Raw genomic sequence first — 17553 nt, forward strand, 5'->3', positions numbered from 1 at the left:
TCATGACACTTCATCGCTTTAAGAAAATCGCCTTACTTAGCGTTCTTGGCATTGCCGCAATCTCTATGAATGTGCAGGCCGCAGAGCGTATTGCATTTATTCCCAAACTGGTTGGCGTGGGATTTTTTACCAGCGGTGGCAACGGCGCACAACAAGCGGGTAAAGAGCTGGGCGTTGATGTGACCTACGACGGGCCGACAGAACCCAGTGTTTCTGGTCAGGTACAGTTGATTAATAACTTCGTCAATCAAGGTTATAACGCCATTATCGTTTCTGCGATTTCGCCTGATGGCTTGTGTCCGGCACTGAAACGCGCCATGCAACGTGGTGTGAGAGTGCTGACCTGGGACTCTGATACTAAACCGGAGTGCCGCTCTTACTACATTAATCAGGGAACGCCCGCCCAGTTGGGAGGTATGTTGGTGGATATGGCGGCGCGTCAGGTGAATAAAGACAAAGCCAAAGTCGCGTTTTTCTACTCAAGCCCCACCGTTACGGACCAAAACCAGTGGGTGAAAGAAGCGAAAGCGAAAATCGCCAAAGAGCATCCTGGCTGGGAAATTGTCACTACGCAGTTTGGCTATAACGATGCCACTAAATCATTACAAACCGCAGAAGGAATATTAAAAGCGTATAGCGATCTCGACGCCATTATCGCCCCCGATGCCAACGCCCTGCCCGCTGCCGCACAAGCCGCAGAAAACTTGAAAAATGACAAAGTAGCGATTGTCGGATTCAGTACGCCAAACGTGATGCGTCCATATGTGGAACGCGGCACGGTGAAAGAATTTGGCCTGTGGGATGTGGTTCAGCAAGGCAAAATTTCAGTGTATGTCGCGGATGCATTATTGAAAAAAGGATCAATGAAAACGGGCGACAAGCTGGATATCCAGGGCGTAGGTCAGGTTGAAGTCTCGCCAAATAGCGTTCAGGGCTATGACTACGAAGCGGATGGTAATGGCATCGTACTGTTACCGGAGCGCGTGATATTCAACAAAGAGAATATCGGCAAATACGATTTCTGATGTGCATTACTTAACCGGAGTAAGTTATGGCAGATTTAGACGATATTAAAGATGGTAAAGATTTTCGTACCGATCAACCGCAACAAAATATCCCTTTTACCCTGAAAGGTTGCGGTGCGCTGGATTGGGGAATGCAGTCACGCTTATCGCGGATATTTAATCCGAAAACGGGTAATACCGTGATGCTGGCCTTTGATCATGGTTATTTTCAGGGGCCGACTACCGGACTTGAACGCATTGATATAAATATCGCCCCGCTGTTTGAACATGCCGATGTATTAATGTGTACGCGCGGCATTTTGCGCAGCGTAGTTCCCCCAGCGACCAATAAGCCGGTGGTACTGAGGGCGTCAGGTGCGAACTCTATTCTGGCGGAATTAAGTAATGAAGCCGTGGCGTTATCGATGGATGATGCCGTGCGCCTGAACAGTTGCGCGGTGGCGGCGCAGGTTTATATCGGCAGCGAATATGAACATCAGTCGATCAAAAATATTATTCAGCTGGTTGATGCCGGAATGAAAGTGGGAATGCCGACCATGGCCGTGACTGGCGTGGGCAAAGATATGGTGCGCGATCAGCGTTATTTCTCGCTCGCGACTCGAATCGCCGCTGAAATGGGGGCGCAAATTATCAAAACCTATTATGTCGAAAAAGGTTTTGAACGGATTGTTGCCGGATGTCCGGTACCCATTGTTATTGCTGGCGGTAAAAAATTACCGGAGCGCGAGGCGCTGGAAATGTGCTGGCAGGCTATCGATCAGGGCGCTTCTGGTGTGGATATGGGGCGTAATATTTTCCAGTCTGACCATCCGGTGGCGATGATGAAAGCCGTACAGGCGGTGGTTCACCATAACGAAACGGCTGATCGAGCATATGAACTCTATCTGAGTGAAAAACAGTAACTGCGGATCTAAGGAGAAGAATTATGCACGTCACACTGGTTGAAATTAACGTTCATGAAGACAAGGTTGACGAGTTTATCGAAGTTTTTCGCCAGAACCACCTGGGCTCTGTACAGGAAGAAGGCAATTTGCGCTTCGATGTCTTACAGGACCCGGAAGTGAATTCGCGCTTTTATATCTACGAAGCCTATAAAGATGAAGACGCAGTGGCGTTCCATAAAACCACGCCCCACTACAAAACCTGTGTCGCGAAACTGGAATCTTTAATGACCGGGCCGCGTAAAAAACGTCTGTTCAATGGTTTGATGCCGTGAGGCGAATTTATCAATTTTATCTACAATTGGGGTAACGCGCTGACGGGAGTAAAAAAATGTCTGACTGGAACCCCTCTTTATATTTGCACTTTTCCGCTGAACGATCGCGTCCGGCGGTGGAGCTGCTTGCCAGAGTGCCGCTGGAAAATGTCGAATATGTTGCCGATCTTGGCTGTGGCCCAGGTAACAGCACCGCCCTTCTACAACAACGTTGGCCTGCGGCCAGGATAACAGGCATCGACTCGTCTCCGGCGATGATTGCTGAAGCGCGCAGTGCTTTGCCAGACTGCCAGTTCGTGGAAGCAGACATCCGCAACTGGCAACCGGTACAGGCACTCGATCTGATTTTTGCTAATGCCTCACTGCAATGGCTGCCCGACCACTACGAATTGTTTCCTCATCTGGTTTCTTTACTTAATCCGCAGGGCGTGCTGGCAGTACAGATGCCAGATAACTGGCTGGAGCCGACCCATGTGCTCATGCGCGAAGTTGCCTGGGAACAAAACTACCCGGATCGCGGGCGTGAGCCGTTGGCTGGCGTTCATGCTTACTACGATATTTTGAGCGAAGCCGGATGTGAGGTCGATATCTGGCGAACCACCTACTATCACCAGATGCCGTCACACCAGGCGATTATCGATTGGGTGACTGCCACTGGATTACGTCCGTGGTTACAGGATCTGACCGAGAGCGAACAGCAGCTTTTTCTTAAGCGCTACCATCAGATGCTGGAAGAGCAGTATCCACTGCAAGAGAACGGACAGATACTGCTGGCATTTCCGCGTCTGTTTATTGTTGCCCGGCGTATGGAGTAAATATCACGTCAGCTGGTAATGACGATCGGGAAGAATTTTTGCTGGAATTTCGGCTTCATCGTTCATCTGTAACAGGTCAATTTCAATAGCGTTGCAGATGGCATCCAGTGGTAAATCATTGTTTTCAGTACCGAACGGATCTTCCAGTTCTTCCGCCAGACAATCCAGCGAAATAAAAGTGTAGGAAATCAGCACAGAGATAAAAGGCGTCATGTAATGCAGGTCCACGACCAGCGCGAACGGCAGCATGATACAAAACAGATAAACGGTACGATGCAAAATCAGGGTGTAGGCAAAGGGAATTGGCGTGTAGGCAATGCGCTCACAGCCTGCCAGAACCGCTGAAATATCATTAAGCCGATCGTTGAGGCTAATAAACAGGATATCTGAAAGCTGCCCATTGCGGCGCTGAACCGCCAACCACTCCCCCATTATTAACAAGATACGGTTAGCTGGAGAGTTCGAAGCCAGTACAGGCTGAAGATCTTCAGTCTTGAGATAATGAGCCAGCACTTCCGCCTGTGGCTGTTTGCGTAATGTCATGCGTAAACAGTGGGCGAAGGCGATTTGCAACCGGGCAAACTCCCTTACACTTGCCGAATCCGGCAATGTCGTTTTTACCTCGCGCAGTAACGACCGTGAGGCAATCATCAACTGCCCCCAAAGTTTTCGCGCTTCAACGTAACGGGCGTACCCGGCATTATTACGAAAACCAAGAAAAATGGCGATGGCGACACCGAGAATGCTGAACGGTGCGAGGGTGAATTTGATGCCCAGATGCGTGTACCAGGGCAGCATGAAAATAACAGCGATAGAAAAGAGAAAATTGAGTAGTAAGCGCGATGATATCTTGGATAATACTGAGCCGTGCCAGACAAAAATACGGCGCAGCCAGTGTTGTTGTGGACGAACAATCATGGTTATCTTCAGGCGTGAAAAAGTCGCCCTATTAAACGTGATTACGATTACATTCTCAAGACGCTACTTACAAATTACCTACAAGCTTACAACATTAACAGGCGCTGCATGTGGCATCTGTTAATGATAAAGGCACATAGGATGTTGTAACTAATATAGTGAAATAAGAAACCCGGTCGAAACCGGGTTCAGAAGTAACGGTGTTATTAGCACAACGGACGTACAGCTTCGCGCATCCCTTTTTCAAGAATCGCATCCAGGTCATTAGCAACCTGCTCGACCAGACCAGGCACTTGCGTCAGGTCCTGCTCCCAGTGGTCTTTTTCTGCCAAAACAATCGCTACCAGTTCCTGGGTGCCGATAACACGGTCACGATGCTGGCTCCAGAGTTGCTGATAACGTTCCAGCCAGTGTGCATCGTCCTGTACCGGATATGTTTCTCCGTTACGCTCACCGCGATAGAAGGCAATCAATGCCGCTAATGCGAAAGTAAGGCGCGCCGGAAGTGTGCCTTTTGCCTTCTGCCCTGCCAGCAGCTGCGGCAGGATGCGAGTGCGGAACTTGGTCATACCGTTGAGCGCGATAGACAGCAGCTGATGCTTAATGTACGGGTTACGGAAACGCCCGGTGACTGCACTGGCGAAAGATTCCAGTTCATCACGAGGCAAATCCAGTACCGGAATAATTTCTTCGTAGATAGCTTTTTCAACGAATGCGCAAATTTCAGCATCGTTCATCGCTTCACCTACGGTATCCAGCCCTGCCTGGAACGCCACCGGCACCAGCGCGGTGTGCGCACCGTTGAGGATTGCCACTTTGCGTTCTTTGTACGGTTTAATATCGTCAACAATCAGCACGTTGAGCGGATATTTGTCCAGACGCAGTTCAGTCGCTAAGAATTTCGGTCCCTGAATCACAAACAGGTAAAAGTGTTCAGCGGTGTCGAGAAAACCATCGTGATAACCCAGTTCTTCTTCCAGTTTAGCCACTTCATCGCGCGGATAACCGGTAACGATACGGTCCACCAGCGTAGAACAGAAGCTGTTAGCCTGATCCAGCCATTGAATAAATGCTTCTGGCAGTGCCCACTCTTGCGCATAGCGCAGCACCAGTTCACGCAACGCGTCGCCATTGTAGTCAATCAACTCACACGGAATGATGATCCAACCTTTATCCAGCGCACCGTTGAAATGGCTAAAGCGTTCGAACAGCAGACGGGTCAGTTTTGCCGGATAGCTTACCGCTGGCGCGTCATCGAATTTATCGCCCGCATGGTAGCTGATACCCGCTTCGGTGGTGTTAGAGAAAACAAAGCGCATTTCCGGGTTGTGCGCCAGTTTCAGGAATTCATCGTATTCACTGTAGACGCTGATTTCACGATTAACCGAGCGAATCAGACGCGCGTCGCTGACCGCTTCCCCCTTCTCATTCAGGCCACGGATAATGGTGGTGTACAGACCATCCTGCGTGCTCAGTGACGGCGGGAATGAAGTTTCAATCGGACGAACAACGACCACGCCAGAATTCAGATCGGTGTGCTCATTCAGGAGATCGATTTGCCAGTCAACAAAGGCGCGCAGGAAGTTACCTTCACCAAACTGAATGATACGTTCTGGATACTGTGCACCGGGAAAATCGCGACGATTTAGTGTTTTCACAATGGGTTCCCTTCTGATTAGTCATACAACCTGTTTGAATTGGTACGACAGGTTAGCAAACTTTAATACGCCGAACCCCTGTTTTGATCAACTCCTGATGATTAATGAGCAGTTTTATGAGAAAAGTGTGGCGCGGATCATGGTTTAATCGAGGAAAAACGCCTTTTCCTGGATCATAAAGTGGTAGAACACATTGCATTCAAATCGCGCGTAATGAATAAAGATGTCAGACAACTTCCTCACCGTAACGCATAGTGCTGGTACGGTTGCGCCCATCTTTCTTCGAGCGATACAGACACGTATCGGCTTCGACCATCAATTTATTAAAGTCATCGGTCAGCGTTCGGTACGATGCGCGACCACTACCGACGCCAATACTTACCGTGAGATAAAGCGTTTTTTGTTGCCAGGTGAATGGTTGCAGTTCAACGCCTTTACGGATTTTTTCCGCCATTAGCAGACCATCGACAGGATTCACCGACGGCACTGCAACAGCAAATTCTTCGCCGCCCATTCGCGCCACCAGCCCCTTATCACCGACAATCTTCTGAATATGCCGGGCAAACACGCTTAACACTTTATCGCCACATTCATGTCCATAGTTATCGTTAATGCTTTTGAAATAGTCGATATCAAGCAGCATGACAGTCAGATGTTGTGTCTGTTTCAGCGATGGACTTTTCAGCGCCTCATAAAGACCGGACCGTGAGTAAACCTGAGTCAGAAAATCAAAGTCGGCTCGCAGCGCAACTTGCTTCATTAGCGAATTGATCGCTGCCACGCTAAAAGAAACCATAATTGGGCATATCGCCATCGTGGCAATACCGAGACGTGCGGAGAACATTTGCGGAATGGAGAACGGCGAACCGACCGAGATATCAATCACCGAATTTGCCACCAGTACGATTTCCACCGCACCGGTGACAAAGGTCAACAGACATGTTACCTGCGGCGTATAGCGCACTGCACACCAGATTAATGCAGGCAGCGGGAACGCCAGACTCCCCGCTCCGCCAATGACTACCGAGGCAATAACCGACACAATAAGCGCGATGGCGGGCATCATCTGTTCTGCTTTAAAGCGCGGCAGCACTCCAGGAATAGCCAACGTCAGCATACAAGGCACGATCAACACGCCCGTTGAGAATTGCTCACTGAACCAGTCCGCAAGCAAAGGCCAGAAATCCAGACTATCAATACTGACCGAACCAAGATAGCATGTTCGCTGACAGCGGCGGCAAATAAAGGTACCCTGGGAATGCTATTTTGTCGTTTTCCGCAATTCTCATGGCTGATTCATCTGTACAACCAGCCAGTGATAGATTACCGCCACGATATAACGTTGTTGTTCTTCGCTTAACGAAACACCCTGCGGAATGTTATGCCACTTAGCCAGACAACCGCGACAGCAGGTCGCGGTGGCGTGCTGAGCGATAAACACCGGATGCCCGCGCATGGGGGTTTGCTTACCGTCATTAACCGGTAATGCCGCAGCAAGACGTTTAGCGACAAAATCCGCCGCATGTTGTTCGATGACTGGCGCGCCTTTCTCCAGACAATACTGACGCTCTTTCATGCCCAAACGAAAGCGAGAGCGAAATTTTGAACGGGATAAACGCGCGAAGAGTGGATCGAGAGACTGCATTAATAAACCGAACGCCCTAACTGTTTCGTTAATTGTTCAAGAACGGCGATACCCGCAAGCGAGTTACCTGCATCATCCAGTTCCGGACTCCAGACTGCGATGGCCATTTCATGCGGAACAATCGCCACAATACCGCCCCCAACGCCAGATTTCGCCGGTAGTCCCACCCGCCAGGCAAACTCCCCCGCGTTCTGGTACATACCACTGGTCGCCATCAGCGCGTTAATTTGCCGCGCCTGCATTGGCGTCACCACTGGTTCATCAATATGAATAGCTTTCCCCTGATTAGCCAGAAAGACAAACGTCCGGGCCAGCTCTACACAGCTCATTTTCAGAGCGCAGTAATGAAAGTAGTTTTGCAGAACGGTTGTCACGTCATGATGGAAATTGCCAAACGACTTCATCAGCCAGGCGATAGCCGCATTTCGCGCGGAATGTTCAAATTCGGAACGCGCTACCACCGTATCGTAGGAAATATCAGACACACCGCTTAAGCCGCGCACGACTTCCAGCATACGTTGCCGTGGTGCGCTTAATCGCCCTTGCAACATATCGCAGACCACCAGCGCACCGGCATTAATGAACGGATTACGCGGTATACCCTGCTCCATTTCCAGTTGCACTAAGGAATTGAACGGTGATCCAGACGGATCTTTGCCGACGCGTTGCCAGATTTCCTCTTCGGAGTAATGACGCATGGCGACAACGAGACTCAGCACTTTGGAAATAGACTGAATGGAAAAACGTTCTTGCGCGTCTCCGGCCTGAAAAAGCTGTCCGTCAACGGTACAGATAGCAATCCCCAATCGGGAACCGTCTACTGTAGCCAGCGCCGGAATATAATCCGCGACTTTACCCTGACCAATGAGCGGCCGCACTTGCCGCAAGATGTTTTCTAAAATTGCATTATCCATGGCGACTGCCACTTTCTACTCCTGGACCGCAGGTCTGAAAAGACCTGCGAGTATATCAGAGCTGAATATGTCGCGTCAGATCCGGTCTTTCCACACCGTCTGGATATTACAGAATTCGTGTAAGCCGAAATGGGAAAGCTCACGACCAAAGCCACTCTTTTTCACGCCACCAAAGGCCACTCGCGCGTCGCTGGCACAATAACCATTGATAAACACCCCACCGCATTCCAGACGTGCCGCCATATGTCTGGCCTGTGTTTCGTCAGTGGTAAAAATGGTCGCTGAAAGGCCGAACTCACTATCATTAGCCAGTTCCAGTGCATGTTCTGCATCTTTCGCAATGGTGATTGCCGCAACGGGGCCAAACATTTCTTCCCGAAACGCGGTCATTTCTGGGGTAACATTCGCCAGAACCGTTGGCGGATAGTAGTTACCTGCCCCAGCCATCTTTTCCCCGCCCAGTAACAAACGCGCACCCTGCGCCAGGGTTTTCTCCACCTGATGATGCAGCTCATCACGTAAATCAAAACGAGCCATTGGTCCGAGAGCGTTCTCTTCGTCACGGGGATCGCCCATTTTCAAGGCTGCCGCAGCTGCCACAAAACGTTCGGTAAATGCCGAAGCAATTCCCTCTTCGATAATAAAGCGTTTTGCCGCTGCACATACCTGTCCGGTATTCTGATAACGTCCGGCTACCGCCGCTTTCACCGCCAGTTCCAGATCGGCATCGTTAAGCACAATAAACGGATCCGAACCGCCCAGTTCCAGTACGCATTTTTTCAGTGCCGCTCCAGCCTGTGCGCCAATAGCCGCTCCCGCACGAACACTTCCGGTCACCGTGACAGCAGCAATGCGCGAGTCTTTAATCATCTGACTGACACCGTCGTTGTCGGCATTCAGCCAGCCATATACGCCTTGTGGGATACCCGCATCTTTAAACACCTGGGCAATGAGCTGTGCACAGCCCATCACATTCGGCGCATGTTTAAGTAAGTAGCCGTTACCTGCAAGAATGATGGGAACAGCGCCACGCATCACCTGCCATAACGGAAAATTCCACGGCATAATCGCCAGAATCGTCCCCAACGGTCGATACTCAATAACCGCCTGCTGATTTTCCACCAGCGTAGGTTCCGCCTTCAGCATTGCCGGACCATGTTCTGCATACCAGTCACACAAATTCGCCGATTTCGCCACTTCAGCGCGCGCCTGGTTGATTGGTTTGCCCATTTCGCGGGTGATCATTTGCGCCATTTCTTCGCTACGAGCGCGCAGAGCCTTACCGATATCACGCAGTTTTTCAGCACGATAATCTATATTTGTCTCGCGCCAGTCGCGAAAGCCTGCTGCCGCCAGCTGAAGTGCGTTTTCGATATCGTCAGCGCCAGCCCACGGCAGCACAGAAAGTTGTTCACCCGTGGCAGGATTTATCGAAATTGCATGAGTTGCCGGAGTAATGGTCATCGGGGTATCTCCTTTATGAGTCATGGTATGAAGATACGCAGATTTACTCTTGCTTTAAAATGAATAATATTAAGCCACTTATTCACGAATCGAGAATGCTATGGATCTGACCCAACTGGAGATGTTCAACGCGGTTGCCGAAGCTGGCAGCATAACCCAGGCTGCAGCAAAAGTGCATCGCGTGCCGTCGAATCTCACTACCCGTCTGCGCCAGCTGGAAACAGAACTGGGGGTTGATCTGTTTATTCGCGAGAATCAGCGTTTACGTCTCTCTCCTGCCGGGCATAACTTTTTACGCTATAGCCAACAAATTCTCGCGTTAGTGGATGAAGCGCGGAGCGTTGTCGCTGGCGATGAGCCGCAAGGTTTATTTTCTCTTGGTTCGCTGGAAAGCACCGCTGCAGTGCGCATTCCAGCCACGCTGGCGGAATTCAACCGTCGTTATCCCAAAATTCAGTTTTCACTTTCCACCGGCCCTTCCGGCACTATGCTGGATGGTGTACTGGAGGGAAAACTGAATGCGGCGTTTATTGATGGACCCATTAACCATACTGCCATCGACGGGATACCGGTATACCGCGAGGAACTGATGATCGTCACGCCACAAGGATATGCGCCAGTAACCCGTGCCAGTCAGGTTAATGGCAGTAACATTTATGCCTTCCGCGCCAATTGTTCGTATCGTCGCCACTTCGAGAGCTGGTTTCATGCTGACGGTGCCGCTCCGGGAACTATCCATGAGATGGAGTCTTATCACGGAATGTTGGCCTGTGTGATCGCAGGAGCAGGCATTGCGCTTATTCCGCGCTCTATGCTGGAAAGTATGCCGGGGCATCACCAGGTTGAAGCGTGGCCGTTAGCTGAGCAATGGCGTTGGTTAACAACCTGGCTGGTCTGGCGTCGTGGTGCGAAAACGCGCCCGCTCGAGGCATTTATTCAACTGCTGGAGGTGCCTGACTCGGCAAGACAGGGATATCAATGAGCTATTTTTGATAGTTCTTGCGGCTAATATGCTCTATATAGTGATGTTCCGATGACTTATGACTATATGGGGCAAATATGGTTACGCCAGTAAGCATCAGCAATTACATATCTCTTCCTGATGATTTTCCCGTACGTAATATTGCACCTCAGGTAAAAGAAGTTTTAAAGGATTTTATTGATGCACTCAGTACCATAATATGTGATGAAGAGTGGCGCACGTCTTTAAACATCAAATCAGCCACAAAAAAGATATTTAATAACCTTGACAACTTATCATATATTCAGAGGACTTCTTTTCGGGGTAACGACACACTATACAATGAAAAGGTTCAGTTTAAACTCACTTATCCCGTCAAGAATGGAAGACACAAAGAAAATATTGAATTTCAGGTAGTAATAAATTTAAGCCCTATTTATTTAGATAATTTTCGCCATGATGGAGAAATTAATATTTTTTGCGCTCCCAACCCAAAGCCTGTCACTATGGGGCGCGTATTTCAGACCGGCGTCGAGCGTGTGCTCTTTCTGTTTCTGAATGATTTTATTGAACAATTTCCAATGATCAACCTTGGCGTTCCCATCAAAAGAGCGCATACACCACATATTGAACCCCTGCCTCCGGATCACCATACCGCTGCAGATTACTTACGCCAGTTTGATTTGCTTGTCCTGAATTTTATCTCTCGCGGTAATTTTGTCATACTCCCCCGATTATGGAGTAACTCTGAGGTTCACAGATGGTTCGTCAATAAAGATCCTAACTTGATCACCGCCATTCTCGACATAACAGACGGCGAATTAAAAGAGGATTTATTGCAAAGCCTGATGGATTCATTAGGTTCTAACAAACATGTACTACCCGAAGTCTGCATCTGCTTTTTATCCCTTTTAGCAGAACAAGAATCTCCTCATTTTCAGGACTTTTTTTTTATTTTTCGCCAATATGTTATTGCACTATCACCAATTTATGAATCCCAATGAAAGTGATCTGAATGACGTGTTGATGCCAGCATCATTAAGTGATGATAAAATTATCAAACATATGGCGCGCAGGACCCTCAAACTGTTTGTAAAAAATGAAACGCCGCCAAAAGTTACTCACGAAGACCTGGTGAAAAACAGGCCTCGCTCCCCTGTCAGACCACCTATACCCGCAACCGCCAAAACGCCAGACCTTCCTGAACGTCATTAAACCGTGATGTTACCGACTCTCTGACGCGGAACAGAATCAGCGTCAGAGAAACGGAAAACGCGATCCAGATCACAAATGCATTGTATTCACATCATTAACCGTTTTAAGATCATTTCATCACTTTTTCGCAACTCACCCGATAATCTGTTATGACAACAAACACTGTTTCCCGCAAAGTGGCGTGGCTACGGGTCGTTACGCTGGCAGTCGCCGCCTTCATCTTCAACACCACCGAATTTGTCCCTGTTGGCCTGCTCTCTGACATTGCGCAAAGTTTTCACATGCAAACCGCTCAGGTCGGCATCATGTTGACCATTTACGCATGGGTAGTAGCGCTAATGTCATTGCCTTTTATGTTAATGACCAGTCAGGTTGAACGGCGCAAATTACTGATCTGCCTGTTTGTGGTGTTTATTGCCAGCCACGTACTGTCGTTTTTGTCGTGGAGCTTTACCGTTCTGGTGATCAGTCGCATTGGTGTGGCTTTTGCACATGCGATTTTCTGGTCGATTACGGCGTCTCTGGCGATCCGTATGGCTCCGGCCGGGAAGCGAGCACAGGCATTGAGTTTAATTGCCACCGGTACAGCACTGGCGATGGTCTTAGGTTTACCTCTCGGGCGCATTGTGGGCCAGTATTTCGGTTGGCGAATGACCTTCTTCGCGATTGGTATTGGGGCGCTTATCACCCTTTTGTGCCTGATTAAGTTACTTCCCTTACTGCCCAGTGAGCATTCCGGTTCACTGAAAAGCCTCCCGCTATTGTTCCGCCGCCCGGCATTGATGAGCATTTATTTGTTAACTGTGGTGGTTGTCACCGCCCATTACACGGCATACAGCTATATCGAGCCTTTTGTGCAAAACATTGCGGGATTCAGCGCCAACTTTGCCACGGCATTACTGTTATTACTCGGTGGTGCGGGCATTATTGGCAGCGTGATTTTCGGTAAACTGGGTAATCAGTATGCGTCTGCGTTGGTGAGTACGGCAATTGCGCTGTTGCTGGTGTGTCTGGCACTGCTGCTACCTGCGGCGAACAGTGAAATACACCTCGGGGTGCTGAGTATTTTCTGGGGGATCGCGATGATGATCATCGGGCTTGGTATGCAGGTTAAAGTGCTGGCGCTGGCACCAGATGCTACCGACGTCGCGATGGCGCTATTCTCCGGCATATTTAATATTGGAATCGGGGCGGGTGCGTTGGTAGGTAATCAGGTGAGTTTGCACTGGTCAATGTCGATGATTGGTTATGTGGGCGCGGTGCCTGCTTTTGCCGCGTTAATATGGTCAATCATTATATTTCGCCGCTGGCCAGTGACACTCGAAGAACAGACGCAATAGTTGAAAGGCCCATTCGGGCCTTTTTTAATGGTACGTTTTAATGATTTCCAGGATGCCGTTAATAATAAACTGCACACCCATACATACCAGCAGGAATCCCATCAGACGGGAGATCGCTTCAATGCCACCCTTGCCCACCAGCCGCATAATTGCGCCGGAGCTGCGTAGGCTTCCCCACAAAATAACCGCCACCAGGAAAAAGATCAGCGGCGGCGCAACCATCAGTACCCAATCAGCGAAGGTTGAACTCTGACGCACTGTGGACGCCGAGCTAATAATCATCGCTATGGTTCCCGGACCAGCGGTACTTGGCATTGCTAGCGGCACAAAGGCAATATGGGCACTGGGTTCATCTTCCAGCTCTTCCGACTTGCTTTTCGCCTCCGGTGAATCAATCGCTTTCTGTTGCGGAAAGAGCATCCGAAAACCGATAAACGCGACGATTAAGCCGCCTGCAATTCGCAGACCGGGAATCGAAATGCCAAATGTATCCATCACCAGTTGCCCGGCGTAATACGCCACCATCATGATGGCAAATACGTACACCGAGGCCATCAACGACTGACGATTACGTTCGGCACTGTTCATGTTGCCTGCCAGGCCAAGAAATAACGCGACAGTTGTTAATGGGTTAGCTAACGGCAGTAACACCACCAGCCCCAGGCCAATTGCTTTAAACAAATCTAACATTGGTGGTTGTTATCCTGTGTATCTGGGTTATCAGCGAAAAGTATAAGGGGTAAACAAGGATAAAGTGTCACTCTTTAGCTAACCTTGCATCGCATTGACCAAAACTTGAACCGATTTAGCAAAACGTGGCATCGGTCATTCATTCATTTGACTTATACTTGCCTGGGCAATATTATCCCCTGCAACTAATTACTTGCCAGGGCAACTAATGTGAAAAGTACCAGCGATCTGTTCAATGAAATTATTCCATTGGGTCGCTTAATCCATATGGTTAATCAGAAGAAAGATCGTCTGCTTAACGAGTATCTGTCTCCGCTGGATATTACTGCGGCACAGTTTAAGGTGCTCTGCTCTATCCGCTGCGCGGCGTGTATTACTCCGGTTGAACTGAAAAAAGTGTTGTCGGTCGACCTGGGAGCACTGACCCGTATGCTGGATCGCCTGGTCTGTAAAGGCTGGGTTGAACGGTTGCCGAACCCGAATGATAAGCGCGGCGTACTGGTAAAACTTACCACCAGCGGCGCGGCAATATGCGAACAATGCCATCAATTAGTTGGCCAGGACCTGCATCAAGAATTAACAAAAAACCTGACGGCGGACGAAGTGGCAACACTTGAGCATTTGCTTAAGAAAGTCCTGCCGTAAACAAAAAAGAGGTATGACGATGTCCAGACGCAATACTGACGCTATTACCATTCATAGCATTTTGGACTGGATCGAGGACAACCTGGAATCGCCACTGTCACTGGAGAAAGTGTCAGAGCGTTCGGGTTACTCCAAATGGCACCTGCAACGGATGTTTAAAAAAGAAACCGGTCATTCATTAGGCCAATACATCCGCAGCCGTAAGATGACGGAAATCGCGCAAAAGCTGAAGGAAAGTAACGAGCCGATACTCTATCTGGCAGAACGATATGGCTTCGAGTCGCAACAAACTCTGACCCGAACCTTCAAAAATTACTTTGATGTTCCGCCGCATAAATACCGGATGACCAATATGCAGGGCGAATCGCGCTTTTTACATCCATTAAATCATTACAACAGCTAGTTGATAACGTGACAACGTCACTGAGGCAATCATGAAACCACTTTTATCCGCAATAGCAGCTGCGCTTATTCTCTTTTCCGCGCAGGGCGTTGCGGAACAACCCACGCAGCCGGTTGTTACTTCCTGTGGCAATGTGGTGGTTGCTCCTCCATCGCAGGAACAACCGCCGTTTGATTTAAATCACATGGGTACTGGCAGTGATAAGTCGGATGCGCTCGGCGTGCCCTATTATAATCAACACGCTATGTAGTTATTGTCAGGCTCTGATCACAGAGCCTGACATCTCCGTAATATCTTTCTGAAGTCTCAAATATTTTCGCCATTGTTGGCGATGAGATCCCGATACCAGTAAAACGACGCTTTACGTATCCTTTCCAGCGTTCCCTTCCCTTCGTTGTCTTTATCGACATAAATCATTCCGTAGCGTTTTTTCATTTCCCCTGTTCCGGCAGAAACCAGGTCAATGCAGCCCCACGGGGTGTAGCCAATTAAGTCAACACCATCTTCGACTACGGCTTTTTTCATTTCACGAATATGGGAAGCAAAGTAATCAATGCGATAGTGATCGTTCACTGTGCCGTCAGCTTGTCTCTGGTCAACCGCACCAAATCCATTTTCGACAATAAACAGCGGCAACTGGAAATGATCCCACAACCAGTTGAGTGAATAACGTAGCCCTGCCGGATCAATTTGCCATCCCCATTCGGATGTATCGATATAAGGGTTGCTGACCAAATCTCGTGGTTCAACATAATCCAGTTGCGGGTTATCGGGCGAAAATTGTGTCGTAAAAGACATGTAGTAGCTAAAACCGATAAAGTCGACACAACCTCTGGCAAGAATCGCGTTATCTTCTGGTGTGATATCGAGGTTGAATCCTTTCCTGGCAAAGTAATTCAGCATATGTTGCGGATAATATCCACGAGCATGAACATCAGTAAACCAGTAACGACGATGCATCGCTTTCGTCGCCATCATCATATCGTTGGGTGCACACGTCAGAGGATAGATGGGGCACATGGCGATCATGCAGCCGATATTAAATTCAGGATTAATCGATTTTCCAGTCTGTACCGCCAGGGCACTGGCAACTAACTCGTAATGTACCGCCTGGTACATTATTTGTTCGCGCTCATTGATATCTTCCTCTGGCGAATACAAGATACCGGAATTAGTAAATGGACACAGGCTTTCGCTGAAATTCACCTGATTATTGATTTCGTTAAACGTCATCCAGTACTTTACTTTTTCTTTATAGCGCGTGAAGACCGTTGATGCGAAGCGGATAAAAAAGTCGATCAGTTTACGGTTTCGCCAGCCACCATATTTTGTCACCAGATGATAAGGCATCTCAAAATGTGAAAGCGTCACCACAGGTTCCATTCCCTGCTTAAGGCATTCATCGAACAGATCATCATAAAATTGTAAACCCTCTTCATTCGGCTCCTGTTCGTCACCTTGCGGAAAGATTCGTGTCCAGGCAATGGAAGTTCGAAAGCATTTGAATCCCATCTCGGCAAATAACTGAATATCTGTTTTATAGCGATGATAAAAATCAATTGCTTCATGATTGGGATAATTAAGCCCGTCGATAACGCCTTCTGTCACTTCACGCGGCACCCCGTGAGCGCCAGCAGTCATCACATCAGCGATACTGATGCCTTTTCCTCCTTCATTCCAGCCACCTTCCAACTGATGCGCGGCTACCGCGCCGCCCCATAAAAAACCTTTTTTAAATCCTGACATACACAACTCCTTAACTAAAATAGATTACCACCAGACTTCCGCCTGGATGCCGGCCATAAACTCGTCTTTGCTGTTCTCATTAAACTTAAAATTCGATAATTCGTTATCCAGAATATTGATATACGTTCCATAGAAGCGAATTTCTGGTCGTGAACCTAAAATGCTTTCACCCACTTTCAATGCATGCCAGAGTGTCGTTTTATAAGCCGATTCATTTAGTGTTACACCCTGCTGAGTTTTGTTCTGTTGCTTAAACCAGCCTAATTCAAGCCCCGTCTGATTCCATGTATTCCAGATCAGGCCGGTCTTATTACAGTGCGAATACTGTCAAAATCACTATGAGCACCACTTTCATAACTATAAACATCTTCGCCGTGAGAATAGACAAGCGCGTTAGCCATAATAATATTGTCAGTAAGATACATCTCGCCCTGAGAGATTAAACGCCAGGCGATCCCATTGGTATGATCACCATAGTAATAGCGACTATGCGCCATCGTATTACTGGCATCTGAGAAACTGGCAAAACTGCTGGCATAGGAATTATTGGCAACCTGTAACGTAAATTCATTAAACGTATCGCGTTGCAGGTTTTGCCGTAAAACAGAAGTCAGCATCCAGCTATCTTTCATTTCAAAATAACTGTTGTCATTTTCGTTATCTTGTTGTTGATCCGTTTTATTAGGTGCGGAATATTTAGCCATTAATGATAATGTCGCATCATCCCATAACGGGATATTGCGATAACGAACATCCACAGAATTGGTATTCATCTGGCTGGTACGCGAAAAATCACGAGAGTAAACATCGACATCATCACGGCGGTAATGACTCCAACTTATTGATAGTGTTTTATGTTCAGATAATGCCCGATGACTTTGTCATGCAGCTCCACCGA

17 protein-coding genes and 3 pseudogenes are annotated in these 17553 nt (G+C 48.5%); 10 read left to right on the top strand and 10 right to left on the bottom strand.

Features of this window, described 5'->3' with window-relative positions; all coding sequences use genetic code 11:
* Nucleotides 1-2: 2 nt before the first annotated feature.
* From lsrB to tam, 4 genes are read left to right on the top strand one after another with little or no spacing between them, the layout of a single operon-like run.
* Nucleotides 3-1025 carry an autoinducer 2 ABC transporter substrate-binding protein LsrB gene (gene lsrB / locus RTW80_RS13480; RefSeq protein ID WP_063119179.1) on the top strand — a complete coding sequence of 341 codons (1023 nt, stop codon included), beginning with the start codon at nt 3-5 and terminating at the stop codon, nt 1023-1025.
* A gap of 26 nt (nt 1026-1051) precedes the next feature.
* Nucleotides 1052-1927, top strand: a complete 876-nt coding sequence (gene lsrF, locus RTW80_RS13485) for a 3-hydroxy-5-phosphonooxypentane-2,4-dione thiolase (RefSeq protein ID WP_000774189.1) — start codon at nt 1052-1054, stop codon at nt 1925-1927.
* 23 nt (nt 1928-1950) lie between these two features.
* Nucleotides 1951-2241 (top strand): (4S)-4-hydroxy-5-phosphonooxypentane-2,3-dione isomerase, encoded by a 291-nt coding sequence (lsrG, locus tag RTW80_RS13490; protein ID WP_000558527.1) that lies wholly within the window; start codon nt 1951-1953, stop codon nt 2239-2241.
* Nucleotides 2242-2297: 56 nt separating this feature from the next.
* Nucleotides 2298-3056 (top strand): trans-aconitate 2-methyltransferase, encoded by a 759-nt coding sequence (tam, locus tag RTW80_RS13495; protein WP_001286597.1) that lies wholly within the window; start codon nt 2298-2300, stop codon nt 3054-3056.
* Between the two features lie 3 nt (nt 3057-3059).
* On the opposite strand, the gene RTW80_RS13500 is transcribed toward tam, so the two are convergent.
* The 6 genes and pseudogenes from RTW80_RS13500 to sad all read right to left on the bottom strand — a co-directional run bounded on the left by RTW80_RS13500 (nt 3060) and on the right by sad (nt 9655).
* Nucleotides 3060-3974, bottom strand: coding sequence for a bestrophin family protein (locus tag RTW80_RS13500; protein ID WP_000637082.1), 915 nt, complete (start codon nt 3972-3974; stop codon nt 3060-3062).
* A gap of 206 nt (nt 3975-4180) precedes the next feature.
* Complete coding sequence (gene uxaB / locus RTW80_RS13505) at nt 4181-5632, bottom strand: tagaturonate reductase (RefSeq protein WP_032247816.1); 1452 nt, start codon at nt 5630-5632, stop codon at nt 4181-4183.
* Between the two features lie 226 nt (nt 5633-5858).
* Nucleotides 5859-6845, bottom strand: a pseudogene (locus RTW80_RS13510) (GGDEF domain-containing protein); the annotation flags it as partial.
* A gap of 72 nt (nt 6846-6917) precedes the next feature.
* A complete protein-coding gene (locus RTW80_RS13515) occupies nt 6918-7277 on the bottom strand; it encodes a DUF4186 domain-containing protein (RefSeq protein ID WP_001191019.1) in 360 nt (119 codons plus the stop codon).
* Nucleotides 7277-8203, bottom strand: coding sequence for a glutaminase B (glsB, locus tag RTW80_RS13520; RefSeq protein WP_000257409.1), 927 nt, complete (start codon nt 8201-8203; stop codon nt 7277-7279). The genes RTW80_RS13515 and glsB overlap by 1 nt, the downstream gene beginning before the upstream one ends.
* 63 nt (nt 8204-8266) lie before the next feature.
* A complete protein-coding gene (sad, locus tag RTW80_RS13525) occupies nt 8267-9655 on the bottom strand; it encodes a succinate-semialdehyde dehydrogenase (RefSeq protein WP_001338596.1) in 1389 nt (462 codons plus the stop codon).
* Nucleotides 9656-9755: 100 nt separating this feature from the next.
* On the opposite strand from sad, the gene ptrR reads away from it, so the two are divergent.
* The 3 genes and pseudogenes from ptrR (at nt 9756) to ydeA (ending at nt 13171) form a co-directional block, all read left to right on the top strand.
* Entirely contained in the window at nt 9756-10637 is an 882-nt protein-coding gene (ptrR, locus tag RTW80_RS13530) for a putrescine utilization regulator PtrR (protein WP_000366502.1), read from the top strand.
* A 77-nt stretch (nt 10638-10714) separates the two neighbouring features.
* A pseudogene (gene yneK, locus RTW80_RS13535) lies at nt 10715-11831 on the top strand (putative protein YneK).
* 149 nt (nt 11832-11980) lie between these two features.
* Entirely contained in the window at nt 11981-13171 is a 1191-nt protein-coding gene (gene ydeA / locus RTW80_RS13540; RefSeq protein ID WP_000210799.1) for an L-arabinose MFS transporter, read from the top strand.
* A gap of 24 nt (nt 13172-13195) precedes the next feature.
* On the opposite strand, the gene marC is transcribed toward ydeA, so the two are convergent.
* Entirely contained in the window at nt 13196-13861 is a 666-nt protein-coding gene (marC, locus tag RTW80_RS13545) for an NAAT family transporter MarC (protein ID WP_000885024.1), read from the bottom strand.
* 210 nt (nt 13862-14071) lie between these two features.
* Here marC and marR point away from each other — a divergent pair, with 210 nt between their 5' ends.
* Genes marR through marB form a run of 3 tightly spaced genes read left to right on the top strand, consistent with a single transcriptional unit; the run spans nt 14072 to nt 15159 of the window.
* Nucleotides 14072-14506, top strand: a complete 435-nt coding sequence (marR, locus tag RTW80_RS13550) for a multiple antibiotic resistance transcriptional regulator MarR (RefSeq protein ID WP_000843419.1) — start codon at nt 14072-14074, stop codon at nt 14504-14506.
* 19 nt (nt 14507-14525) lie between these two features.
* Complete coding sequence (gene marA / locus RTW80_RS13555; protein WP_000091199.1) at nt 14526-14909, top strand: MDR efflux pump AcrAB transcriptional activator MarA; 384 nt, start codon at nt 14526-14528, stop codon at nt 14907-14909.
* Between the two features lie 31 nt (nt 14910-14940).
* Nucleotides 14941-15159, top strand: coding sequence for a multiple antibiotic resistance protein MarB (gene marB / locus RTW80_RS13560; RefSeq protein ID WP_000803522.1), 219 nt, complete (start codon nt 14941-14943; stop codon nt 15157-15159).
* A gap of 56 nt (nt 15160-15215) precedes the next feature.
* On the opposite strand, the gene RTW80_RS13565 is transcribed toward marB, so the two are convergent.
* The 3 genes and pseudogenes from RTW80_RS13565 to RTW80_RS31370 form a co-directional block, all read right to left on the bottom strand.
* A complete protein-coding gene (locus tag RTW80_RS13565; protein WP_001741702.1) occupies nt 15216-16655 on the bottom strand; it encodes a 6-phospho-beta-glucosidase in 1440 nt (479 codons plus the stop codon).
* 24 nt (nt 16656-16679) lie between these two features.
* Nucleotides 16680-17476 (bottom strand): annotated as a pseudogene (locus tag RTW80_RS13570) (carbohydrate porin); the annotation flags it as partial.
* Nucleotides 17477-17493: 17 nt separating this feature from the next.
* Nucleotides 17494-17553: IS1 family transposase (locus RTW80_RS31370; protein ID WP_071528444.1), on the bottom strand; the 60-nt coding region annotated here is incomplete at its 5' end.

Source organism: Escherichia sp. AM3, assembly GCF_032029835.1.
GTDB classification, from domain to species: domain Bacteria; phylum Pseudomonadota; class Gammaproteobacteria; order Enterobacterales; family Enterobacteriaceae; genus Escherichia; species Escherichia coli.